Origin of the sequence: Caenispirillum bisanense (genome assembly GCF_039523075.1) — a bacterium.
Taxonomy (GTDB): domain Bacteria; phylum Pseudomonadota; class Alphaproteobacteria; order Rhodospirillales; family Rhodospirillaceae; genus Caenispirillum; species Caenispirillum bisanense.
The window spans coordinates 1-21624 of sequence record NZ_BAAAEP010000026.1; the positions used below are offsets into that span (position 1 = coordinate 1).

Below are 21624 nucleotides of genomic sequence, written 5' to 3' on the forward strand. Positions count from 1 at the left end.
GCGGCCGCTCCTCGCGGCCTTGGCTCACGCCGCATGAGCGGCGGCGCGCGGTCGCGCTTGCCTGACTGCAACGAGAGGGTCTCGTTGCAGTGAGGTTGGAAGGCGCTGGTCCTGGGGACTTGATGCCAGCCGGCAAAAGAGACGGGCGGGGCCGTGAAGGCTCCGCCCGTTTTCGTGTCCTGCCGGCGCCGGTCAGCTGGCCGCTCGCGGGGTGTGCTGGTAGAGCCAGGTTTCGGTGATCGGCCGGTCGTCGAGGGTCAGATAAAGGCGCAGTTCCACCGGTTCGGTGCCCGCCACGGTGAGGTCGAAGTGGGCTCGCCAGCGGCCGAACAGGCCCGGCACCGCCTCGACAAAGATATGCCCGACCTCCCCGCGCGAGGCGGTGATGACCGCTTCGGGGATGACGCCCGCCGGCAACTCGGGCAGCGGCCCGCCCGCGAACTCGACGATCACCTTGGTCACCCCGGCCGGGCGCGGCTTGCCCGGCTCGCCGCCACGGCCGACGCGGGTGGCGACGGAGCGCGCCAGGCCGGCCGGGAAGAACGGCTCGTCCGCCACCCAGTGCAGGCGGTAGTCGAAGGCCAGTTCCTGCCCCGGCGCGGCCGCCGCCTCGGGCACCCAGAAGGCGCCGATGTTGTCGTGGATTTCGTCGTCGGTGGGGATTTCCAGCAGCTGCACGGCGCCGCGCCCCCAGTCGCCCAGGGGCTCCACCCACAGGGTCGGGCGCAGTTCATAGCGCACGCCGTCGAGGTAGTTTTCCGGGTTGCGGTCGCGCTGGGCGAGGCCGAAGCCGCGCGGGCTGGCATCAAGGAAGCTGGAGACGGTGGTATGGGCCGGGTTCTTCAGCGGCCGCCACAGGTATTCGCCGCCGCCGGTCCACAGCACCAGGCCGTCGCTGTCGTGGACCTCCGGCCGCCAGTCCACCTGCAGCGGGCGGTCGCCCTCGCCGTACCAGTACATGGAGGTGAGCGGGGCGATGCCCAGGCGCTCCACCGCCTCGCGCAGGAACAGGCGGGCCTGCACGTCCATGATCACCGCCTCGTCGCGGCGGGCGAGGAAGCGGAAGGCGCCGGTGATGCTCGGCCCGTCCAGCAGGGCGTGGATCTCCACCGCCTCGCCGGCCGCCGCCGGGCCGATGTAGAACTCGGTGAAGTCGGGGAATTCCTCGTCGCGGTCGGGCACCGCCGCATCCACCAGCACGCCGCGCGCCGACAGGCCATACTGGTTCAGCGCCCCGATGGCGCGGAAGTAGGAGGCGCCGAGGAAGGCCAGCCAGTCGTGGGTCTTCCAGCGCTCTTGCTGCCGGCTTTCCTGCAGGCGGAAGCCGGCAAAGCCGGCATCGGGCGGCAGCTGCCGCGCCACGCTGTCGGCCGGCATGGCGAAGTAGTCGGGGCTGTAGCGGATCTCCTGCGCCTGGCCGTCGGTCACCCGGTGCATCTTCACGGCCTTCTGGAAGAACTGGCCGAGGTGGAAGAAGGTCGCCGGATAGTCCCCCGGCCCGTCGGCATAGAGCGCCAGGTCGGGCCGGTAGCGGATCTGGCCGTGGGCGGCGTAGTCGATGGCCGCCGTCACCTCCGGCCGCGGCCGGTAGGGGGCGGCATAAGGGCGGGCGGCGGCGTCGCGGGCGCGGGCGATCAGGTCTTCGAAGCGGAAGGCGAACGGCGCGCCGAGGTGCAGGCCGCCGGCCTCGGCACCGGCCCCGGCTCCGGCGGCAGGCGCCCCCTGCGCCAGCAGGCGGCCGGGCAGGGCGGCGGCGAAGGCCATGCCGAGCGAACCGGCAACGACCGAACGGCGCGAAAGACGCGACGACATGGGCGGATGCTCCTCCTGAGGCTGTGGACGCTGTTCGAACGCCCGACCACGGCGGCGGATGCGTCCATGATTGCAGTGTCACGGCTGAGTCACCGCCTGGCGTCGGCGGAGGCCCGATCCCACACGAAAGCTTATTTTTTCCAATGGCCTGAGCGTTTCCGGATTGTTACTCTTCTGCACCCCGGGGCGTGCCGGGGATTGCGAGATCGAGGAAACGACCATGAAACGACGGGACTTCCTGACCGGCGCTGCGGTGTCCGGCGTCACGGCGGCGGCGGCTGTCGGCGGGCTGGCGGCGCCGGCCATCGCCCAGGACAAGCAGGAATGGAAGATGGTCACCACCTGGCCGAAGAATGCGCCGGGGGTGGGCGTCAACGCGCAGCGCTTCGCCGACGCGGTGACCGAGATGAGCGGCGGCCGCCTGACCGTGCGCCTGTTCTCCGCCGGCGAGCTGGTGCCGCCGTTCGAGTGCCTCGATGCCGTGCAGTCCGACGTCGCCCAGATGGCGCACGCCACGCCCTACTACTGGGTCGGCAAGAACCCGGCGCTGAACTACTTCTCCACCATCCCCTTCGGCCTGATGGCGTGGGAACTGTCCGGCTGGATCTACTTCGGCGGCGGCCAGGAGCTGTGGGACGAGATCTACGCCCCCTTCGGCGTCAAGGGCCTCTATGCCGGCAACTCCGGCTCCCAGGCGGGTGGCTGGTTCAACAAGGAAATCAACTCGGTCGAGGACCTGAAGGGCCTCAAGATGCGCATCGCCGGCCTGGGCGGCGAGGTGATGCGCCGGCTGGGCGTCGCCGTCACCCTGACGCCGCCGGGCGAGATCATGCCGGCGCTGATGTCGGGCGCGGTGGATGCGGCGGAATGGGTCAGCCCGTGGCTCGACATCGCCTTCGGCCTGCAGAAGGCGGCCAAGTTCTACTACATGCCGGCCTTCCACGAGCCCGGCCCGGCGCTGGAAGTGATGATCAACAAGGCCCGCTGGGACAGCCTGGCGCCCGACCTGCAGGCCATCGTCCGCCGCGCCGCCCAGGCCTCGGCGCAGGAAAGCCTGGCCGACTTCACCTACCACAACATCGACGTGTTCTCGCAGATCAAGGAAAAGTGGCCGGACGTGCAGATCCGCACCTTCAACGACGAGATCCTGCAGGCCCTGGCCACCACCACCCGCCAGGTGGTGGAGGACGTCGCCGCCCGCGACCCGCTGGCGAAGAAGGTCCACGACAGCTACATGGCCTACAACGCCAAGGCCTTCGCCTACCAGAAGAACGCCGACCTGGCGGTGCTGCAGATGCGCAAGTGGTTCTTCGAAGGCGCCTGATCCAGTCGGGTTCCGACCGGTGATGCAAGGGCCGTCCCCACGCCGGGGGCGGCCCTTTCTCTTTCTCTTTCGCCTCCCGCACCTGCCGTGCCGTCATGAAAAAGGCCCCGGAGCGGATGCTCCGGGGCCGTTTCCGTCAGGCTGCGCGGACCGGGATCAGCGGCGCTCGCCGAACAAGCGCAGCAGCATGATGAACAGGTTGATGAAGTCGAGGTAGAGGGTCAGGGCGCCCATCACCGACTTCTTGGCGGCGACCTCGTGGTGGTCGTCCTCCAGGTACATGTCCTTGATCTTCTGCGTGTCGTAGGCGGTCAGGCCGGCGAAGATCAGCACGCCGGCGGCCGAGATCACGAAGTCGAGCATGCTGCTCGCCAGGAAGATGTTCACGACCATGGCGATCAGCAGGCCGATCAGGCCCATCACCAGGAACGAGCCGAAGCCGGTCAGGTCGCGCTTGGTGGTGTAGCCATAGAGGCTGAGACCGGCAAAGGCGGCGGCGGTGATGAAGAACACCCGCACGATCGACGCATCGGTGTAGGTGAGGAAGATGGTCGACAGCCACACGCCGTTCAGCGCCGCATAGGCCCAGAAGGTGCCCTGCGCCGCCGTGGCCGACATCTTGTTGATGCGGAAGGACAGGAAGAACACGATGCCAAGGGTGGCGAACATGCTGATCCACACCAGCATGGACGGCGCGATGGTGCCGTTGGCGCCCTGCACGTAGAACAGCGGCGCCAGCACGCCGAACGACGACGTCGGGCTGGACAGCAGGGCGATGATGCCCGTCAGCGCGATGCCCGAGGCCATGTAGTTGTAGACCTTGAGCATGTAGGCCCGCAGGCCCTGGTCGATCTCGGCCTGGGTGGCCACGCCGGTCTGCGCGCCAAACCTGCGTTCATAATCAAGCGCCATGGGTCGTCCCTCTACGCAAAGACACACTGAGTTACGTCGTATATGGCGCCCCGACGTACGGGATCAACCATAAGCCGCGTCGATTTTCGTGGTATTTTCGTGGCAGCGCAAGGCGAACCGGCCGCCGCCGGTCAGGGCAGGCGGCCGGTGAAGGGGCGGCCGGTCAGCAGGCTGACCACATGCGCCGACAGCGCCAGCACCGCCACCAGCGACAGGGCCAGCACCAGCTTGGCCGGAAACCGCCACGGCCGGCCCGGCTCGTAGGGGCGGCGGTCGAGCACGATGGCGAGGCCGCACAGGCCGCCCGCCACCGCCAGGGCCACCAGCGTGGCCGTCAGGTCCAAGGCGTGCCGCCGCGTCAGCTGCCGAGGGACTGCAGCCGCTGCTCCACCTCGGCGCGGTCGGCGGAGCCTTCCGGCAGCAGGTCGCGCAGGCGCAGCCACAGGGTGCGGGCGGTGTCGGCATTGCCGGCGGCGGCTTCCTGCTCGCCCACCAGCTTGAGGGCGGCGGGGTCGTTGGGGTCCACCGCCAGGATGCGGCGCAGGGTGTCGTAGAAGGCGGCCGGCGGCTGCGCCAGCCCCTGCTCCTTGGCGGTCAGCGCCTGGGCATTGGCGAGGTTGCGCAGCGCCTCCGGGTTTTCCGGCTGCAGGCGCACGGCGTTGCCGTAGGCCTCGGCGGCATCCAGCGGCCGCTGCAGCACGAGGTAGGACTGGCCGAGGCGCATCCAGCCGGCGTAGTCGTCGGGGCTCTCGCGCAGGCGTTCGGCCAGGCCGTCGACCATGGTCTGCACCATCTCCCGCTCCTCGGCGGTGAAGCCGCCGCCGCCGGCCTGGGCGCGGCCGGCATCGGCCTCCGCCGCCGCCAGATCGCCGGCCGAGGGCGCCTGCGCCTGCCCCTGCGGGCGGGCGGCACCGGCACCGGGGGCGGGCGCCAGTTCGGGCATGTCGAGCGGATGCGACGGCGTCACCGAGCCGGCATCGACGCCGGACAGCGACGCCACCTCGGCGATGGAGTCGCGCACCATGGGTAGCCACGGCGCATCGGCCGGGCTGGTGTCCTGCAGGTCGCGCCAGATGGCGATGGCGCCGCGCACGTCGTCCTGCTGGTAGCGGTAGAGGCCGAGATAATAGCGCGAGCGGGCATCGTCGCGGTTGCCGCGCAGGCTGTTGCGGAAGGCGGTGGCGGCCGGCCGGGTGACCTCGCCGCGGCCCATGGCCACATGCGCCTCGCCCAGGGCCGCCCAGGTGTCGGAGTCGCCCTGGCGGCGCACCGCCTGCTCGAAGGCCTTCACGGCATCGGCATAGCGGCCGAGCGCGCTCCACGACCGGCCGAGCATGGCCCAGCCCTCGGGATTGTCGGGGTCGGCCTCCAGGCGGGCGGCCAGCTGCTGCGCCAGCTGCACCATCTCTTCCTGCTGCGCCATGCGGTGCTGCTCCACCTCCTGACGGGCGGAGTAGGGCTGGTCGGGCAGGCCGGGGGTGCCGAGGCCGAGGTACATGACGATGCCGCCCACCGGCACCAGCACCACGCTCAGCAGCGCCGCCAGCCGCGCCGCGCCGCTGACCGGCTGGCCGATCTGGCTGGCGCCCTTGCCGGCCTTCGCGGACTTGCCCTTGCCCTTGGCGGCCGGCACATCGGGGGCCATGGCGAGGATGCGGCGCTCGATCTCCAGCCGCGCCGCCACGGCCTGATCGTCGGTGAGCAGGCCGCGCTCGCGGTCGCGCTCCACCTCCGACAGCTGGTCCTTGTAGACGGCCAGGTCGTAGGTGACCTGATCCACCGGGCCCTTCGGCCGCCGCAGCAGCGGCAGCACCAGCAGGAGCAGGACGGCTGCCGTCAGCAGCGCGAGGGCGATCCAGAAAGCCATGACGTCTCGCGATCACTCAAGAGAGGAACAGGTACTGCGGGGCGGGGTCAGCCCCTGTCGGCGTCGCGCAGCAGGGCCTCCAGGCGCTGCCGCTCCTCCGCCGTCAGCTCGGCCGGCTTGCCGGCCCCGGCCGCCGGACCGGCCGCCGCGGCCACCGGCCCGGCGGCGGCGCGGTTGCGGTAGAAGGCCCAGCCGGCGAGCGCCGCCAGCAGGACGAAGATCACCGGGCCGAACCACAGCGCGTAGGTGGAGGCCTTGAACGGCGGCTCCAGCAGCACGTAGTCGCCGTAGCGGTCGACCATGTAGTCGAGGATGGCGCCGTCGCTGTCGCCCTGCACCAGCCGGTCGCGCACCAGCAGGCGCATGTCACGGGCCAGCTCGGCGTTGGATTCGTCGATATTCTCGTTCTGGCAGACGACGCAGCGCAGCTGCTTGGAGATGTCGCGGGCGCGGTTTTCCAGCACCGGGTCGGCCAGCATCTCGTCCGGCTGCACCGCCGCGGCCGGCAGCGCCAGGCCGAGGGACAGCGCCAGGCCGGCGGCGACGAGCAGGGAACGGCAGCGGGACAGGCTCACTTGCGCAGCTCCTCGATCAGCGGCTTCAGGGTCTTTTCGAACACCTCGGGCGTGAGCGGGCCGATGTGCTTGTAGCGGATGACCCCCTGCTTATCGACCACGAAGGTCTCGGGTGCACCGGTGACACCGAAGGCGATGGCGATGCGCGAATCGGGGTCGAGGCCGACGCGGGTGTAGGGGTCGCCGTAGCGCTGCAGCCAGCGCAGGCCGTCCATGGGGTCCTTTTCCCGCCAGTCGATGCCGTGGATGGGCACGTAGCCGGAGGCCTGCAGCTTCATCAGGTAGGGGTGTTCCACCTGACAGGCGACGCACCACGACCCGAAGATGTTGACCAGCGACACCTCGCCCTTCAGGTCGTCGCTGCGCAGGGGCATGCCGCGGCCGGGCAGCGGGTCGAGGGCGAACTCGGGCACCGGCCGGTCGATCAGCACGCTCGGCAGCTCCGCCGGGTTCTCGCCCAGCTGCTTGAGGAAGAAGCCGATGAGCACCAGGAACACCAGCGTCGGCGCGATGAAGATCAGCCGGCGGCCCCAGGTCATGCCCTGGGAGGGGGCGGCGGGCGGCGTGGTCTCGGTCGAGGTCTCGGACATGGCTCGTTCTCTTTCCTCACGCCCCGGCCGGGCGGGCGGCGGCACCGGCGGCGGCCTTGCTGCGGCGGGTGGGGGCGCCGACGCGGTGGCGGCGGTCGGTCAGCGACACGATGCCGCCCAGGCCCATCAGAAGGGCGCCGTACCACAGGAAGGGCACCAGCGGCTCGAAGTAGATGCGGGTGACGTAGCCGGGGCCGTTGCCGGCCGGATCCCCCACCACGGCATAGAGGTCAGCCCAGCCGTTGGTGTGGATGGCGGCTTCGGTGGTCGGCATGGGCGGGCTGGTGTACTGGCGCTTTTCCGGCGTCAGCAGGGCGATCTGGCGGCCGTCGCGGGTGACCAGGAAGCGGCCCTCGATGGCGTCGTAGTTGGGGCCGGAAACCTCGCGCGCGCCCTGGAAGGTGAAGTCCCAGCCGGCGACGGTGATGGTCTGGCCGGGCACCATCACCTGCACCCGCTCTTCCTTCCAGTAGGACGAGACGGTGACGCCCGCCACCACCAGCGCCACGCCGGCATGGGCCAGCGTCATGCCGAAGGCGGCACGCGGCAGGTTGACGAAGCGGCGGCCGCTTTCGCCCAGGGAGACACGGAACAGGCGGATGCGCTCGGCCAGTTCCACCAGGGTACCGACCAGCAGCCACGCCGCGAGGCCAAGGCCGAAGGCCACCATCACAGTATCGAAGCCGCCGCCGCCCAGCACCCAGGTGCCGGCGAAGACCACCAGCGACAGCACCGCCGCCAGCCACAGCCGCGACAGCGCTCCCTTCAGGTCGCCGCGCTTCCACGACATCATCGGGCCGATGGCCATGGTGATGATCAGCGGCACCATCAGCGGCACGAACACGGCGTTGAAGAACGGCGGGCCGACGGTGACCTTGCCCAGGTTCAGCGCATCGGCGAACACCGGATAGAGGGTGCCGAGCAGCACGGTCGCGGTGGCGGTCGCCATCAGCAGGTTGTTGAGCAGCAGCGAGCCTTCCCGCGACACCGGCGAGAACAGGCCGCCGCCCTTCAGCTCCGGCGCCCGCACGGCATAGAGCATGAGCGAGCCGCCCACCGACACCGCCAGCAGCAGCAGCACGAAGATGCCGCGCGTCGGGTCGGCTGCGAAGGCATGGACGCTGGTGATGATGCCCGAGCGCACCAGGAAGGTGCCGAGCAGGCTGAGGCCGAAGGTGATGATGGCAAGCAGGATGGTCCAGCTCTTCAGCGCGTCGCGCTTCTCCACCACGATGGCGGAATGCAGCAGCGCGGTGCCGGCCAGCCACGGCAGGAACGAGGCGTTCTCCACCGGGTCCCAGTACCACCAGCCGCCCCAGCCGAGTTCGTAGTAGGCCCACCACGAGCCGAGCGCGATGCCGAGCGTCAGGAACATCCACGCCAGCAGCGTCCACGGCCGCACCCAGCGGGCCCAGGCGGCATCCACCTTGCCCTCGATCAGCGCCGCCACGGCGAAGCTGAAGGCCATGGAGAAGCCCACATAGCCGAGGTAGAGCATGGGCGGGTGGAAGGCGAGGCCGGGGTCCTGCAGCAGCGGGTTGAGGCCCTGGCCGTTGATCGGCGCCGGGTCGAGGCGCAGGAACGGGTTCGACGTATAGAGGATGAACAGCAGGAAGCCGCCGGTGATCATGCCCTGCACCGCCAGCGTGCGGGCGCGCAGCGTCGGCGGCAGGTTGCGGCCGAAGGTGGCCACCGCCAGGGCATAGGTCACCAGAATGGTGATCCACAGCAGCAGCGACCCCTCGTGGTTGCCCCACACGCCGGAGATCTTGTAGAGCATCGGCTTGTCGGTGTGGCTGTTCTCCGCCACGTTGACCACCGAGAAGTCGCTGACGACGTAGGAATAGGTCAGCGCCGCGAACGACACGCCGACCAGCAGGAACATGGCCATGGCGGCGGGCCGGGCCAGATCCATCATCACGGCATCACCGCGATGGGCGCCGATGAGCGGCACCGTCGACTGCACCAGCGCCACCATGAACGCCAGCACGAGGGCGTAATGGCCGATTTCGGCGATCATCGCTGCCTGCCTTGCCTTCGTTTCAGAAACAGTTCACGTCCTGTCCCGGCACCCCACGGGGGGCGCCGCCGGCCGTCGTCAGTTGGCCGAGGTCGTCGTCGCCTTCACCGGCTCCACCCCGTCCACCGACCGGCCGAGCTTCTGCTTCCACTCGGGGTCCTGGCGGGCGAGGGCGTCGGCCACTTCCGGCGGCATGTAGTTCTCGTCATGCTTGGCCAGCACTTCGGTGGCAATGAACACGCCGTCGGGGTTGAGGCGGCCTTCCGCCACCACGCCCTGGCCCTCGCGGAACAGGTCGGGCAGGAGGCCGGTGAAGCTGACCGGGGTGGAGGCGGCGTAGTCGGTGACCTTGAAGCGGATGGTGTCGCCGGCCTTCTCCACCGTGCCTTCCTCCACCATGCCGCCGAGGCGGAAGCGCTGGTCGGCGGCCAGCGTCTTTTCCTGCAGGTCGGACGGGCTGTAGAAGAACACCAGGTTGTCCTGGAAGGCGGTCATCACCAGGGCGGCGGCGGCAAACAGCATGGTCATGCCGGCACCGACGAAGTAAAGGCGACGCTTCTTGCGGGTCATCGGGTCTCTCCTGCGGCGCCGGCGGGGGTGCCGGCCGGCGCATCGCTGATATCGCCGGGCGCGGGGGCCATGGGGGCCTCGGCGCCGGCGGAAGCGCCGCGGTCACGGCGCGGACGGCGGCCGCGGGCCGCCTGCAACTGGGCCAGGCGCTGCTCGCTCGACTTCAGCAGCCGCCAGGTCGACGCGAACACCAGGCCGAGCACGATGGCCGCCACCCCGTAGGAGGGCCAGACGAAGCCGGCGTAGCCGCCCATGTCGAAGAAGTCCTGCATCGTTGCGTTTCCGTTTCGGGTCGTCGGAAGCGCGGCTTCCCGCCAGGGGGCGCCGCACCGGCCTGCCTTGTCAGCCCTGCACCTGGCTCATGGAGATGGCGCGCACCTTGGCCTCGGCGATCTCGCCGCGCATGCGCAGCAGCACGACGGTGATGTAGTAGGCCTTGAAGGCGAAGGCCATCAGCAGCAGCGGCAGCAGCATGGAGCCGTCGATGGAAGGCCCGTCCATGCGGATGACGCTGGCGGGCTGGTGCAGGGTGTTCCACCAGTCCACCGAGAACTTGATGATCGGCACGTTCACCACCCCCACCAGGGCCAGCACCGCCGCCGCCTTGAAGCCGCGCTGCGGGTCGTCGAAGGCGTTCATCAGCGCCATGTGGCCGAGGTAGAGGAAGAACAGGATCAGCATGCTGGTCAGGCGAGCGTCCCACACCCACCAGGTGCCCCACATGGGCTTGCCCCACAGGGCGCCGGTCGCCAGCGAGATGAAGGTGAAGGCCGCCCCCACCGGGCTTGACGCCTTGGCGAACAGATCGGCCAGCGGGTGCTTCCAGATCAGCGCCACGGCGCTCGCCACCGCCATGGAGGTGTAGCAGAACAGCGCCATCCACGCCGACGGCACATGCACGTACATGATGCGGACGGTGGCGCCCTGCTGATAGTCGTCGGGCGAGCCGATCAGCGAGAAGTACAGCCCCGCCGCCAGCAGGATCGCCGTCAGCCCGGCGGCCCACGGAAGGATCGCGTTGGCGAGCTTGAGGAAGCGGTTGGGATTGGCGAAGCGATGCATCCTGGTCTCTATCGACTCGCGCCGCACCGGGCGCGTGAACCGGACGGCGGCGCCGCCCGTTCGCTCTCCGCAGGCTGCCGGGGGAAGTCCCCAGCGGCCGTCGGGTTCCTTGCACAGACTTTTACGATGCGGGACTGAACGTCACCTTAACAATCGTCAAGAATCCGCCGTGCCCGACCGAAAGCCTCCTTATTCCACCGCCTGCCGCAGCGCCGCCGCCGTTGCCCACGGGCACAGCGCCGCCGCCCCCAGCAGGAAGCCGCCGAGGATCAGCAGCTGGGCGCGCACCGGCAGGTCCATCACCGCCGCATCCACCGCCGACACCCCGAACACCAGAATGGGGATATAGAGCGGCAGCACCAGCAGCGACAGCAGCACGCCGCCGCGCCTGGCGCCCAGCACCAGGCCGGCACCCACCGCGCCGATCAGGCTCAAGGTGGGAGTGCCCAGCAGGAACGCAAGCATCAGCACGCCGAAGCCGGCGGCGTTCATGTTCAGCAGCACCGCCAGCACCGGCGCCGCCACCAGCAGCGGCAGGCCGGTGGTCAGCCAGTGGGCCGTCACCTTGCCCAGCACCAGCATGGGCAGCGGCACCGGGCCGCGGGTCATGAGGTCGAGGCTGCCGTCCTCGTAATCCACCTGGAACAGGCGGTCGAGCGACAGCATGGAGGCGAGCAGCGCCGTCACCCACAGCACGCCGGCGGCGATGCGTTCCAGGATGCCCGGCTCCGGCCCGACGCCGAAGGGGAACAGCACCACCGTCAGCACGAAGAAGGTGACCACCATCATGCTGTCGGAGCCCTGGCGGAGCGCCAGCCGCAAGTCGCGGCCGACGATGGCGAGGAAGCCGGTCATGGCCGCACCCCCGCCGTCCACGGCTCGCCCTCGGCGGTGGCCATTTCGGCATCGAAACCGGACCAGTCCATGGGCACGGCGAAATCATCCATCTGCAGCACCCTGGCACCGGGCAGGGCGACATCCGTGTGGGTCGACAGCACCACCATGCCGCCGCGCGCCCGGTGGGCGTCGAGCAGCCGTTCCACCACCGCAACGGTGGCGCGGTCGAGCGCCGTCGTCGGCTCGTCCAGCAGCCACAGGGGGGCCGGCGCCGCCAGCAGGCGGGCGAGGTTGACGCGCCGCTTCTGCCCCGCCGACAGCCAGCGGCCGGGTACTTCCAGCAGGTGGGGGATGGTGAAGGCCTCCAGCGCGGCGCGCACCGTCGCCTCCGACCCGTCGCCGTTCCACAGCCGCGACCAGAAGGCGACGTTCTCGCGCACCGACAGCACCGGCTTGATGGCGTCGTGGTGGCCGATGTAGCGGCTGCGGCCGCCGTGCGCCTCGGGGTCGTCGGCGAGCGGCACCCCGCCCCAGGTCAGCGTGCCGGCGGTCGGCCGCAGCAGGCCGGCCATCAGCCGCAGCAGGCTCGACTTGCCGCTGCCGTTGGGGCCGAGCAGCAGGATGGCCTCGCCCGGCGCCAGGGAGAAGTCGAGGTCGGCGAAGACGATACGCTCGCCGCGGATGCACACGAGGCCGCTGCCTGCGAACTCCGCCGCGTCGGTGTAGGCTTGGTCGGTCATGGGGCGGGAGGATAGGAGAGCCGGCGGCCGATGTCGCGGGGAAAAGTGCGGCGTTTTCACCGCCATCACCGCCCCGCCGGTCACAGCGAGCGGCCGGCGCGGAGGGGGGATCGGGCGCGCCGGCCGCCAGGCTGCGGTCTGTGGCCGGTCATGGGGCAAACCGGCCATGGGGTCCGGGGGAGGACCTGAAGCCGACTCTCGCCCGCAAATGTGGCCTCAATAAGGAGACCCCGTGGCAGGAAGGGGGTATTTCCCTGAACTCGCCGTCATGTGGCGTCCATGGTGGGCAGCGTCAGGCGGAAAACCGTGCCGCCGGGGCCGCTGGCATCCAGCACCAGATCCCCACCCAGGGCCTGGGCGATCTCCCGCGCGATGGGCAGGCCGAGGCCGGTGCCGCCGACCCGGGCGGAGCCGGAGAACGGCTGGAACAGGTTGTCGCGCGCCCGCGGCGGCAGGCCGGGCCCGTCGTCGGCCACCGTCACCGCCACCAGACGCCCGGTGGCGGCCCCTGCGCCGCCGGGGGCGGGCGCGGCGGCGCTCACGGTGATGTGACCGGCGCCAGCCTCGGCGGCGTTGCGGATCAGGTTCTCGAACACCCGCGGCAGCTGGCAGGCATCGGCCAGCACCGTCAGCCCGTCGGGCACCGCCACCGTCACCGTCGCCGGACCGGCGGCGGCCGCCGCCTCCGCCGCCGCCGTCACCACCGCCGCCAGGGCCACCGGCTCGTGCCGCACGTCGGGCGGGCCTTCCTTGGCGAAGCTGAGGGTGCGGCTGCACAGGTGGACGGCGCGGTCGAGGGCGCGGGCGATGCCGGCGGTGACGTGCTTGATCTCCGGGTCGGCGGCAGTGGCCTCCAGCCGGTCGCTTTCCAGCAGCGCCGCCGACAGCACCCCCTTGAGGTCGTGGCTGATCTTGCTCACCGCCGTGCCCACCGCCGCCAGCCGCGCCTGCTGGGCGAGGGCGGCGCGCAGGTCGGTCTGCATAGCGGCCAAGGCCCGTTCCGCCACCCCCACCTCGTCGCGGCGCCGACTCGGCCGCAGCACCCGCGCCGGGTCTTCCGGCGCCCGGCGGAAGGCGGCCATGGTGGCCGCCAGCCGCAGGATCGGCCGCACCAGCCACAGGTGCAGGGTGACGTAGACCAGCGTCGCCGTGACCAGCGAGATGATGAGGCTGAGGATCAGGATGCGCTTGCCGTAGGCCAGCATCTCCCGCCGCATGGGCGCCTCGTCCAGCGACACCGCCAGCACCACCTCGGGGTCTTTCGGGCTTTCGCCGATGACGCCGATCAGCCGGTTGTCTGTGCGCACCAGCGCCGCCAGCCCGTCGCCCAGCAGGGTGAGGAAGCCGGCCCCCTGGAGGTCGAACAGGATGTCCAGCTGCGGCGGGTCTTCCCCCAGCATCAGCTGCGGCCGGTTGGGGCGCCAGGCAGTCATGCCGCGGGCGCCGGCGTGGTGCAGCAGGCGCATCTGCAGCCGCTCGTCGACCATGCCGTCGGCCGTTGCCTCCAGCGCCAGCAGGGCGAGGTGCGCCTGGGCCAGCCGCTCGTTGAGGTATTCGTGGCGATAGCGGCCGATGGAGGGGGCGAAGATCATCACCTCCGCCAGCATGACGAACAGCACGGTCAGCACCAGCAGCCGCGCCGACAGGCTGCGGTGGACGGGGGGCGGGGCGGAGGTTTCAGGCACGGGCGGGCTCCCTGGTCGCAGCGCCACACTACCCCAGCCGGGCCAGCAGGCGCACCAGCCGCCGCGTCGCCGGCCCGAACAGGGCAGGGGCCAGGAAGGCGCCGGCCGCGCGCTTGCCGGTTTCCGCCAGGGTGGGGTAGGGCAGCACCAGGTCGGCCACCGCCGTCACCCGCAGCCCCTGCGCCAGCGCCAGCACCCACGGCGCCAGCAGCTCGCCCGCCTGGGGCCCGACGATGCCGCAGCCGAGCACCCGGCCGCGGCGGTCGGTGACCAGCTTGAGCAGCCCCTCCGTCCGCCGCTCGGCGCGGGCACGGTCGTTGCCGGCGAAGGGCTCGACCAGGACGCGGATGCGGTCGCCGTGGCGGTCCCGCGCCGCCGCCTCGGTCAGGCCCACCTGCGCCAGTTCCGGGTCGCCGTAGGTCACCCACGGCATGCGGTCGTGGCGGGCGCGGGCCGGCAGGCGGAACAGGGCGTTGCGCAGCACGATGCCGGCGTCGTGGCCGGCGCGGTGGGTGAAGTAGGGCGGCCCGGCGCAGTCGCCGACCGCATAAACCCGCCGGTTGGAGGTGCGCAGGCGGGCGTCGGTGGCGATGCCGCGGCGCGGGTCGTGGTCGATGCCGGCGGCGTCGAGGCCGAGCCCCGCCACCGTCGGCGACCGCCCCGCCGCCACCAGCAGGTGCGAGCCGGCCAGCCGGCGGCCGTCCTCCAGCACCAGCACCGGGCCGGGCTCCACCGCCACCGCGCGGGCGTGCTCGTGCAGGTCGAGGCCGTCGGCCACCAGGGCGGCCCGCACCACCGCCCGCAGGTCGGGATCATCCTTGGGCAGGATGGCGCCGCCGGTGGCCAGCGACACCGGTACCCCGAGGCCGAGGAAGGCCGATGCCATCTCCACCCCGATGGGACCGCCGCCGAGGATCACCAGCCGCTCCGGCGCCTCGCGCAGGGTGAACAGCGACTCGTTGGTCAGCACCGGCACCGCCGCCAGCCCCGGCAGGTCGGGCAGGGTGGGGCGGGAGCCGGTGGCGAGCACCGTGCGGCGCGGCCGCACCACCGTCTCGCCCACCTGCAGCCGGCGGGCGTCGAGGAAACGGGCCGGCGCCCGCAGCACGGTGCAGCCCAGCGACTCGAAGCGGGCCTGGCTGTCGTGCGGCGCGATGGCGGCGATCACGGCCTGCACATGCGCCATCACCGCCGGAAAATCCACCGCCACCGAGGTGCGCAGGCCGAAGCCGCCGGCCTGCCGCGCCGCCCGCGCCGCCCCGGCGGCGGCCAGCAGCGCCTTGGACGGCACGCAGCCGGCGTTGAGGCAGTCGCCGCCCATCTCGCCGCGCTCCACCAGCACGACGGAGGCGCCCATCTGCACCGCCCCGGCCGCCACCGACAGGCCGCCCGAGCCGGCACCGATGACGCAGAGGTCGGGGCAGAGGTCGGGGGTGAGCGGGCTGTCAGCGGTCATGGCGTGTCCTCCAGCGGCGCCACGCCACCGGCACCAGGGCCAGCAGCGCGAGGCCGAGCAGCGGCAGCAGGATCTCCGGCCGGCTCAGCAGCGACAGGTCCGGCCGGCCGCCGGCGGCGAACACGGCATCCAGGCCGTTGCCGACGCCGGCATAGACCACCGCCCCCGGAATGATGCCAAGAACGGTCGCCAGCACATAGGGCCGCAGCGGCACGCCCAGCAGCGCCGGCACCAGGTTCACCAGCCAGAACGGAAACAGCGGCACCAGCCGCAGCACCAGCAGGTAGGAAAAGGCATCGCGGCGGAAGCCGTCCTCCATGCAGGCGAGGGCAGGGCCGGCGCGGCGGCGCCACGGCTCGCGCAGCAGGCTGCCGGCCAGCAGGAAGACGACCACGGCGCCGGCGGTGGCGCCGGCCACTGCCAGGGCGGCGCCGGCCACGGTGCCGAACAGGAAGCCGCCGGCCAGGGTCAGCCACACGGCGCCGGGCAGCGAGGCGGCGACGGCGGCGGCATAGGCGAGCACGAACAGCGCCGCCGCCAGCCCCCGCCGCGCCGCCACCCACTGCTGCAGGGCGTCGCGGTGCTCCCGCAGGGTCTCGAACGACAGCAGATCGGCCGCCCCGCCCAGCCACAGCGCCCCCACCACGGCCACCGCGACGGCAGCCAGCAGCAGCCGGCGGCGGCGGGCGCGGCGGCGGCGGCGGGGCGACTCCGCAACGGGGGGCACGGCCGGCGGGGGGTCGCGGGGGCTGGTGGTCATGGTCCTTCCGGCCTATCATCCGGGCCGGGCGCCGTCCACTGACGTTGCCGTGAAGGCAGCGGCGGGCGCTTTCCGCCGCCTGCCGCACGCGCCGGGCCGCGCGGCTGTTGACTTCCGCTGGCGGATAAGGGTATACGGCCCCCTTCCTCGCGGAGACTCGCCGGTGCGGCCCGTGGAGGACCCAGTTCCGAGACGATGTCCAGGCGCCGCCCGCCCGTGAGGCCGCGCGCCGCCCGTAGATGGAGAGTAACCGTGAAGCGCACGTACCAGCCGAGCCGCCTTGTCCGCAAGCGCCGTCATGGCTTCCGGTCCCGCATGGCCACCGTGGGCGGCCGTCGCGTGATCAATTCCCGCCGTGCCAAGGGCCGCAAGCGCCTCAGCGCCTGAGTGCGGCGCGGGTAGTCCCGTGGGGGGCGCTCCCGCGCGGCTGAAGACCAGACGCGATTTCCTGCGCGTCGCCGGCACCCGCCGCAAGTGGGTGACGCCGGGCTTCATCCTGCAGATCGCGCCCCAGCCCGCCGCACCACAGGAAGCCGCTGGTCCGGCTTCCGCCCGCGACAGCGACACCGCCGGCCTGCGCGTCGGCTTCACCACCAGCCGCAAGGTCGGCAACGCGGTGAAGCGGAACCGGGCGCGGCGGCGTTTGCGCGCCGTCGCCGACCAGATCCTGCCGCAGTACGCCCAGCCCGGCTTCGACTACGTGCTGATCGGTCGCGCCGATGCGACGGTTTCGTTGCCGTTCGATCAGATGTTGCATGATCTGCGGTGGGCGCTTAAACGTCTGGGGGCCCTGCGCGGCCACGACGGCAACGGGAACAAGGTCGATGCCCCATGACCATCGCTAGCGGCATCCTGCGCGGACTGGTGCGCGGCTACCAGCTCGTGCTGTCCCCCCTGTTTCCGCCCGCCTGCAAGCATTCGCCCACCTGCTCCCACTACGCCATGGAGGCGCTGTCGGTGCATGGGCCGGTGAAGGGTACCGCCCTTGCCGTGTGGCGGGTGCTGCGCTGCAATCCCTTCTCCGCCGGCGGCTACGATCCGGTGCCGGGCACCGACCCGGAGCACGACGCCCGCCGCCGCACCGGCACCAGGACCGGCACCGCCCGCAGCGGCGGCTGCGGTTGCGGTGACGCTTCCCACCACCATCCTGTTCCCTGACCTACACGCCGGACGCGGACGCTTCGGTCGAACGGAAGAAACGGACCCATGCCTGAACAGCGCAACCTGATCCTGGCCATTGCCCTTTCGCTGGCGATCCTGCTGGGGTTCGAGTTCCTTTGGCCCAAGGCCGAGGTGCCGCCCGAACAGCAGCAGACGGCGCAGCAGGGCCAGCAGGCGCCGGGCCAGTCCGACGCGCCGCTGGCGCCCGAGACGCCGGCGCCGGGCGGGGTCGCTCCGTCCGTTCCGGGCGGCCCGGCCGACCGCTCCGCCGTGCTGGCGAGCGACGCCGGCCGCATCCGCATCGACACCCCGGCGCTGCGCGGCTCCATCAACCTGCAGGGCGGCCGCATTGACGACCTGACGCTGAAGAACTACGGCGTCTCCCCCGACGACAACAGCCCGCGCATCGATCTGCTGTCGCCGGCCGGCGCCGCCAACCCCTACTACGCCGAGTTCGGCTGGGTCGCCGCCGCCGGCGCCACCGCCCCCACCGGCCAGACCGTGTGGACCGCCGACACCGACGTGCTGCGCCCGAACCAGCCGGTCACCCTGACGTGGGAGAACGAGCAGGGCCTGCGCTTCACCCGCATCATCCGGGTGGACGAGCACTACATGTTCACGGTGGAGCAGTCGGTCACCAACGGCAGCGAGCAGCCGGTGACCCTGTTCCCCTACGGCCTGATCTCGCGCTCCGGCACGCCGGCGACGGAAGGCTTCTTCATCCTGCACGAAGGTCCGCTCGGCGTCTTCGGCGGCACCCTGAAGGAAGTCGACTACAAGGACCTGCGCGACGAGCAGACCATCGAGCGCACCACCACCGGCGGCTGGATCGGCATCACCGACAAGTACTGGCTGACGGCGCTCGCCTTCCAGCCCGACCTGGAGACCAAGGCCCGCTTCGCCTACCGCGGCCAGGGCGGCGAGCGCTATCAGGTGGACTACCTGGAGCCGGGCATGACCGTGGCGCCGGGTGAAAGCTCCACCGTCACCAACCACTTCTTCGCCGGCGCCAAGCAGGTGGACCTGCTCGACCGCTACGCTGAAGAGTTCAACATCACCAACTTCGACCTGGCCATCGACTTCGGCTGGTTCTACTTCCTGACCAAGCCGTTCTTCTACGTGCTGAACTGGCTGTACGCCCTGGTCGGCAACTTCGGCCTCGCCATCCTGGCCTTCACGGTCATCATCAAGGCGATCATGTTCCCGCTGGCCAACAAGTCCTACCGGGCCATGAGCAAGATGAAGAAGCTGCAGCCGGAAATGAAGAAGCTGCAGGAACGCTTCGCCGACGACCGCGTGCGCCTGAACCAGGAGATGATGGCCCTCTACAAGCGCGAGAAGGCCAACCCGGTCTCCGGCTGCCTGCCGATCCTGATCCAGGTACCGGTGTTCTTCGCGCTGTACAAGGTGCTGTTCGTCACCATCGAAATGCGCCACGCGCCGTTCTATGGCTGGATCCAGGATCTGTCGGCGCCCGACCCGACCACCATCTTCAACCTGTTCGGCCTCATCCCGTGGACGCCGCCCAGCTTCCTGATGATCGGCGTGCTGCCGCTCATCATGGGCATCACCATGTGGCTGCAGATGAAGCTCAACCCGGCGCCGCCGGACCCGATCCAGGCCAAGATCATGTCCTTCCTGCCGGTGATCTTCACCTTCATGCTGGCTGCCTTCCCGGCCGGTCTGGTGCTCTACTGGGCGTGGAACAACGTGCTGTCCATCGGCCAGCAGTGGATCATCATGAAACGCGCCGACGCCGTATGAGCAGGAAAGATCAGACCCCCGCCTTCACCGGCGAGGCCATGAGCGAAGAAGAGCGCGCCGCCTGGCTGGAAGCCGGGCGGTTGCTCTTCGCCCGCGAGGCCACCTTCATGCTCGGCGTGGCGGGGCTTGCCCAGCTGCCTGACACCGACCTGCCGGAAGTATGCTTCGCCGGCCGGTCCAACGTCGGCAAGTCGAGCCTCATCAACGCCCTCACCGGCCGCAACACGCTGGCCCGCACCTCGGTGACGCCGGGGCGGACGCAGGAACTGAACTTCTTCAACCTGGCCGACCGCCTCATCCTCGCCGACCTGCCGGGCTACGGCTTCGCCCAGGCGCCGAAGGACAAGGTGCAGGCCTGGACCCGCCTGACCATGGCATACCTGCGCGGCCGGCCGCAGCTGCGCCGGGTGCTGGTGCTGGTGGACAGCCGCCACGGCCTGAAGGACGTCGACCACGACGTCATGAAGATGCTCGATCAGGCGGCGGTGAACTATCAGGTCGTTCTGACCAAGATCGACAAGCTGAAGAAGGGCGAGGCGGAGCAGCGCCTGACCCAGGTGCAGGGCGAGCTGGCACGCCACGTCGCCGCCCACCCGGAAGTGATCCTCACCAGTTCGGAAAAGGGCATCGGCATCCCCGAACTGCGCGCCACCCTGGCCGCCCTCGGCCTGCCGCTCTGACCCCGGCGGGCCGGACGCCCACCCCCACGGCTCAGCCGAACCTCAGCCCCTACCAAGCTGCAATGAGGCCCCCTCATTGCAGCTTGGCAAGCGCGAACGCGCGCCGCCGCTTATGCGGCGAGAGCCAAGGCCGCGAGAAGCGGCCGCCCGGCGCCTGAGGGGTCCCCCACCAAGCTGCAATGAGGCCCCCTCATTGCAGCTTGGCAAGCGCGACCGCGCGCCGCCGCTTATGCGGCGTGAGCCAAGGCCGCGGTCAGCGGCCGCCCGGCGCTTGAGGGGCCTCACGCGATAATATAGCCGTCGGCCTCCTCGGCGGCGGCGGTGGCGAAGCCGAAATCGGCCGGGCGGCAGGCGTGGATGCGATAGAGCGGCTCGCCCTTGCTCACCCGGTCGCCGGGCTTGCGGAACAGGTCGATGCCCGAGCCCTTGTCGAAGGGGCAGCCGGCCAGACGGGCGATGGTGTTGATGCGGGCGCAGTCGATGGCGGCGACGGTGCCGTCGGCCGGCGCCTCCACCACCCTCACCAGATCACCCGGCACCACCAGCGCCGGGGCCGGCCCCTGGGCGGCCATGATGGCCTCCATCTTGGCCAGCGCCGCGCCGCTGTCGAGCAGCTCCCGCGCCCGGGCCTCGCCGCCGCCGCCGCGCACGCCGCCGTCGAACTCCAGCACCCGCCCGGCCAGCCGCAGCGACTTTTCCCGCAGGTCGGCGGGGGCGTCGGGGTCGTTGCGCAGCACCGCCATGACGTCGCGCGCCTCCAGCACCGGCCCGATGCCGCGGCCGATGGGCGCCCGGCCGTCGGTCAGCATGACGTCGATGACGAGGCCGAGGGCATCGCCGACGTATTCGAACATCTTGCGCAGGCGCACCGCCTCGGCATGGCTGCGCACCTTGGCCGAGGGGCCGGTGGGGATGTCGATGAGCAGGTGGGTGGACCCCGCCGCCGCCTTCTTCGACAGGATGGAGGCGACCATCTGTTCCTGGGTGTCGATGCCGAGCGGCCGCTCCACCGAAATGAGAATGTCGTCGGCCGGCGACAGGTTCATGTGGCCGCCCCACACCAGGCAGCCGCGTTCCGCCTCCACCACCGCCCGCATCTCGTCCAGCGACAGGTCGACGCGGGCCAGCACCTCCATGGTGTCGGCGGTGCCGGAGGGCGAGGTGATGGCGCGCGAGCTGGTCTTCGGCATGGGCAGGCCGTGGGCGGCGACGATGGGCACCACCAGCATGGTGGTGCGGTTGCCGGGAATGCCGCCGATGCAGTGCTTGTCCACCACCGTGTCGTAGGGCCACGCCAGCCGGTTGCCGGCATCGACCATGGCGCGGGTCAGGGCCAGCACTTCCTCCGTCGTCATGAAGCCGGCGGCGGCGACCAGGAAGGCGGCCAGTTCCATGCGGCTGTAGCGGTGGGCGGAAATGTCGTCGATGATGGCGCGGTACTGCTCCTCGCCCAGGATGCGGCCCTCGATCTTGCGCCGCACGGCGTCCAGGCTGCGCGGCGGGCCGGCGAACTCGATCTGCACGTCGGTGCCCTCGGGCAGGCCCATGCGCTCGAAGGCTTCCACCGACAGGCCCAGCTCGTCGGGCTGCACCAGGGCGCAACCGCCATCGGCCTCCACCACGTTGACGGTGGCGAGGATGCGCCGCCGGCCGCCGTGGACCTCGATCTTGGCCAGCGCCCGCAGGCCCTCCACCCGGGTGAGGGTGCAGGCGGCGCTGACGAAGGCGACGTTTTCCGAGCGGGTGTCCACCGGGACGCGGCGAAGCTTGAGCATTCGGCAAGGACTTTCAACGGGTTGATCCCGTTGA

Annotated in this window: 22 protein-coding genes; 6 read left to right on the top strand and 16 right to left on the bottom strand. The window is 71.0% G+C overall.

The window, feature by feature from the left end; genetic code table 11:
- Nucleotides 1-192: 192 nt before the first annotated feature.
- Complete coding sequence (locus ABD056_RS12700) at nucleotides 193-1812, bottom strand: OpgD/OpgG family glucan biosynthesis protein (RefSeq protein WP_343867137.1); 1620 nt, start codon at nucleotides 1810-1812, stop codon at nucleotides 193-195.
- A 220-nt stretch (nucleotides 1813-2032) separates the two neighbouring features.
- Here ABD056_RS12700 and ABD056_RS12705 point away from each other — a divergent pair, with 220 nt between their 5' ends.
- Nucleotides 2033-3136, top strand: coding sequence for a TRAP transporter substrate-binding protein (locus ABD056_RS12705; RefSeq protein WP_343867139.1), 1104 nt, complete (start codon nucleotides 2033-2035; stop codon nucleotides 3134-3136).
- A gap of 156 nt (nucleotides 3137-3292) precedes the next feature.
- On the opposite strand, the gene ABD056_RS12710 is transcribed toward ABD056_RS12705, so the two are convergent.
- The 14 genes from ABD056_RS12710 to ABD056_RS12775 all read right to left on the bottom strand — a co-directional run bounded on the left by ABD056_RS12710 (nucleotide 3293) and on the right by ABD056_RS12775 (nucleotide 16210).
- The gene (locus ABD056_RS12710) at nucleotides 3293-4048 is read right to left on the bottom strand and encodes a Bax inhibitor-1/YccA family protein (protein ID WP_343867141.1); all 756 of its coding nucleotides are present in this window, start codon (nucleotides 4046-4048) and stop codon (nucleotides 3293-3295) included.
- 131 nt (nucleotides 4049-4179) lie between these two features.
- On the bottom strand, nucleotides 4180-4392 hold the full coding sequence (locus tag ABD056_RS12715; protein WP_343867143.1) for a hypothetical protein: 213 nt from the start codon (nucleotides 4390-4392) through the stop codon (nucleotides 4180-4182).
- Nucleotides 4393-4406: 14 nt separating this feature from the next.
- Complete coding sequence (gene ccmI / locus ABD056_RS12720) at nucleotides 4407-5915, bottom strand: c-type cytochrome biogenesis protein CcmI (RefSeq protein ID WP_343867144.1); 1509 nt, start codon at nucleotides 5913-5915, stop codon at nucleotides 4407-4409.
- A 47-nt stretch (nucleotides 5916-5962) separates the two neighbouring features.
- A complete protein-coding gene (locus tag ABD056_RS12725) occupies nucleotides 5963-6490 on the bottom strand; it encodes a cytochrome c-type biogenesis protein (protein WP_343867145.1) in 528 nt (175 codons plus the stop codon).
- Nucleotides 6487-7080: a DsbE family thiol:disulfide interchange protein gene (locus ABD056_RS12730; protein ID WP_343867147.1), complete on the bottom strand. Its 594-nt coding sequence runs from the start codon at nucleotides 7078-7080 to the stop codon at nucleotides 6487-6489. Before ABD056_RS12730 ends, ABD056_RS12725 begins: the two co-directional genes overlap by 4 nt.
- Before the next feature lie 16 nt (nucleotides 7081-7096).
- Nucleotides 7097-9100, bottom strand: a complete 2004-nt coding sequence (locus ABD056_RS12735) for a heme lyase CcmF/NrfE family subunit (protein WP_343867149.1) — start codon at nucleotides 9098-9100, stop codon at nucleotides 7097-7099.
- 78 nt (nucleotides 9101-9178) lie between these two features.
- Nucleotides 9179-9670 carry a cytochrome c maturation protein CcmE gene (gene ccmE / locus ABD056_RS12740; protein ID WP_343867151.1) on the bottom strand — a complete coding sequence of 164 codons (492 nt, stop codon included), beginning with the start codon at nucleotides 9668-9670 and terminating at the stop codon, nucleotides 9179-9181.
- Nucleotides 9667-9942, bottom strand: a complete 276-nt coding sequence (gene ccmD / locus ABD056_RS12745) for a heme exporter protein CcmD (RefSeq protein ID WP_343867152.1) — start codon at nucleotides 9940-9942, stop codon at nucleotides 9667-9669. Before ccmD ends, ccmE begins: the two co-directional genes overlap by 4 nt.
- A gap of 70 nt (nucleotides 9943-10012) precedes the next feature.
- Nucleotides 10013-10732, bottom strand: a complete 720-nt coding sequence (locus ABD056_RS12750; RefSeq protein ID WP_343867154.1) for a heme ABC transporter permease — start codon at nucleotides 10730-10732, stop codon at nucleotides 10013-10015.
- Nucleotides 10733-10921: 189 nt separating this feature from the next.
- A complete protein-coding gene (gene ccmB, locus ABD056_RS12755) occupies nucleotides 10922-11587 on the bottom strand; it encodes a heme exporter protein CcmB (protein ID WP_343867155.1) in 666 nt (221 codons plus the stop codon).
- Nucleotides 11584-12309, bottom strand: a complete 726-nt coding sequence (gene ccmA, locus ABD056_RS12760) for a heme ABC exporter ATP-binding protein CcmA (RefSeq protein WP_343867156.1) — start codon at nucleotides 12307-12309, stop codon at nucleotides 11584-11586. The genes ccmB and ccmA overlap by 4 nt, the downstream gene beginning before the upstream one ends.
- Nucleotides 12310-12575: 266 nt before the next feature.
- Nucleotides 12576-13994 carry a sensor histidine kinase gene (locus tag ABD056_RS12765; RefSeq protein ID WP_343867158.1) on the bottom strand — a complete coding sequence of 473 codons (1419 nt, stop codon included), beginning with the start codon at nucleotides 13992-13994 and terminating at the stop codon, nucleotides 12576-12578.
- A 28-nt stretch (nucleotides 13995-14022) separates the two neighbouring features.
- On the bottom strand, nucleotides 14023-15450 hold the full coding sequence (locus tag ABD056_RS12770; protein WP_343867159.1) for a dihydrolipoyl dehydrogenase family protein: 1428 nt from the start codon (nucleotides 15448-15450) through the stop codon (nucleotides 14023-14025).
- Entirely contained in the window at nucleotides 15440-16210 is a 771-nt protein-coding gene (locus ABD056_RS12775; RefSeq protein WP_343867160.1) for a TVP38/TMEM64 family protein, read from the bottom strand. The genes ABD056_RS12770 and ABD056_RS12775 overlap by 11 nt, the downstream gene beginning before the upstream one ends.
- A 252-nt stretch (nucleotides 16211-16462) precedes the next feature.
- Between ABD056_RS12775 and rpmH the strand changes: the two genes are divergently transcribed.
- Genes rpmH through yihA form a run of 5 tightly spaced genes read left to right on the top strand, consistent with a single transcriptional unit; the run spans nucleotide 16463 to nucleotide 19815 of the window.
- Nucleotides 16463-16597 carry a 50S ribosomal protein L34 gene (gene rpmH / locus ABD056_RS12780; RefSeq protein ID WP_343867161.1) on the top strand — a complete coding sequence of 45 codons (135 nt, stop codon included), beginning with the start codon at nucleotides 16463-16465 and terminating at the stop codon, nucleotides 16595-16597.
- 19 nt (nucleotides 16598-16616) lie between these two features.
- The gene (gene rnpA / locus ABD056_RS12785) at nucleotides 16617-17045 is read left to right on the top strand and encodes a ribonuclease P protein component (protein WP_343867163.1); all 429 of its coding nucleotides are present in this window, start codon (nucleotides 16617-16619) and stop codon (nucleotides 17043-17045) included.
- A complete protein-coding gene (gene yidD, locus ABD056_RS12790) occupies nucleotides 17042-17368 on the top strand; it encodes a membrane protein insertion efficiency factor YidD (RefSeq protein WP_343867165.1) in 327 nt (108 codons plus the stop codon). The genes rnpA and yidD overlap by 4 nt, the downstream gene beginning before the upstream one ends.
- A 48-nt stretch (nucleotides 17369-17416) precedes the next feature.
- The gene (yidC, locus tag ABD056_RS12795; protein WP_343867167.1) at nucleotides 17417-19135 is read left to right on the top strand and encodes a membrane protein insertase YidC; all 1719 of its coding nucleotides are present in this window, start codon (nucleotides 17417-17419) and stop codon (nucleotides 19133-19135) included.
- Nucleotides 19132-19815, top strand: a complete 684-nt coding sequence (yihA, locus tag ABD056_RS12800; RefSeq protein WP_343867168.1) for a ribosome biogenesis GTP-binding protein YihA/YsxC — start codon at nucleotides 19132-19134, stop codon at nucleotides 19813-19815. Before yidC ends, yihA begins: the two co-directional genes overlap by 4 nt.
- A gap of 281 nt (nucleotides 19816-20096) precedes the next feature.
- On the opposite strand, the gene ABD056_RS12805 is transcribed toward yihA, so the two are convergent.
- Nucleotides 20097-21590: a thymidine phosphorylase family protein gene (locus ABD056_RS12805; protein WP_343867170.1), complete on the bottom strand. Its 1494-nt coding sequence runs from the start codon at nucleotides 21588-21590 to the stop codon at nucleotides 20097-20099.
- Nucleotides 21591-21624: the final 34 nt, after the last annotated feature.

What these genes read in the sequence shown, in the direction of transcription:
- ccmA (WP_343867156.1), bottom strand. Translation starts at nt 12,309, where the DNA reads ATGACCGACCAAGCCTACACCGACGCGGCGGAGTTCGCAGGCAGCGGC.
- ABD056_RS12750 (WP_343867154.1), bottom strand. Translation starts at nt 10,732, where the DNA reads ATGCATCGCTTCGCCAATCCCAACCGCTTCCTCAAGCTCGCCAACGCG.
- yidC (WP_343867167.1), top strand. Translation starts at nt 17,417, where the DNA reads ATGCCTGAACAGCGCAACCTGATCCTGGCCATTGCCCTTTCGCTGGCG.
- ABD056_RS12735 (WP_343867149.1), bottom strand. Translation starts at nt 9,100, where the DNA reads ATGATCGCCGAAATCGGCCATTACGCCCTCGTGCTGGCGTTCATGGTG.
- ABD056_RS12700 (WP_343867137.1), bottom strand. Translation starts at nt 1,812, where the DNA reads ATGTCGTCGCGTCTTTCGCGCCGTTCGGTCGTTGCCGGTTCGCTCGGC.
- ABD056_RS12770 (WP_343867159.1), bottom strand. Translation starts at nt 15,450, where the DNA reads ATGACCGCTGACAGCCCGCTCACCCCCGACCTCTGCCCCGACCTCTGC.
- ABD056_RS12730 (WP_343867147.1), bottom strand. Translation starts at nt 7,080, where the DNA reads ATGTCCGAGACCTCGACCGAGACCACGCCGCCCGCCGCCCCCTCCCAG.
- ABD056_RS12775 (WP_343867160.1), bottom strand. Translation starts at nt 16,210, where the DNA reads ATGACCACCAGCCCCCGCGACCCCCCGCCGGCCGTGCCCCCCGTTGCG.
- ABD056_RS12805 (WP_343867170.1), bottom strand. Translation starts at nt 21,590, where the DNA reads ATGCTCAAGCTTCGCCGCGTCCCGGTGGACACCCGCTCGGAAAACGTC.
- ccmI (WP_343867144.1), bottom strand. Translation starts at nt 5,915, where the DNA reads ATGGCTTTCTGGATCGCCCTCGCGCTGCTGACGGCAGCCGTCCTGCTC.
- ABD056_RS12710 (WP_343867141.1), bottom strand. Translation starts at nt 4,048, where the DNA reads ATGGCGCTTGATTATGAACGCAGGTTTGGCGCGCAGACCGGCGTGGCC.
- yidD (WP_343867165.1), top strand. Translation starts at nt 17,042, where the DNA reads ATGACCATCGCTAGCGGCATCCTGCGCGGACTGGTGCGCGGCTACCAG.
- ccmD (WP_343867152.1), bottom strand. Translation starts at nt 9,942, where the DNA reads ATGCAGGACTTCTTCGACATGGGCGGCTACGCCGGCTTCGTCTGGCCC.
- ccmB (WP_343867155.1), bottom strand. Translation starts at nt 11,587, where the DNA reads ATGACCGGCTTCCTCGCCATCGTCGGCCGCGACTTGCGGCTGGCGCTC.
- ABD056_RS12705 (WP_343867139.1), top strand. Translation starts at nt 2,033, where the DNA reads ATGAAACGACGGGACTTCCTGACCGGCGCTGCGGTGTCCGGCGTCACG.
- yihA (WP_343867168.1), top strand. Translation starts at nt 19,132, where the DNA reads ATGAGCAGGAAAGATCAGACCCCCGCCTTCACCGGCGAGGCCATGAGC.
- ccmE (WP_343867151.1), bottom strand. Translation starts at nt 9,670, where the DNA reads ATGACCCGCAAGAAGCGTCGCCTTTACTTCGTCGGTGCCGGCATGACC.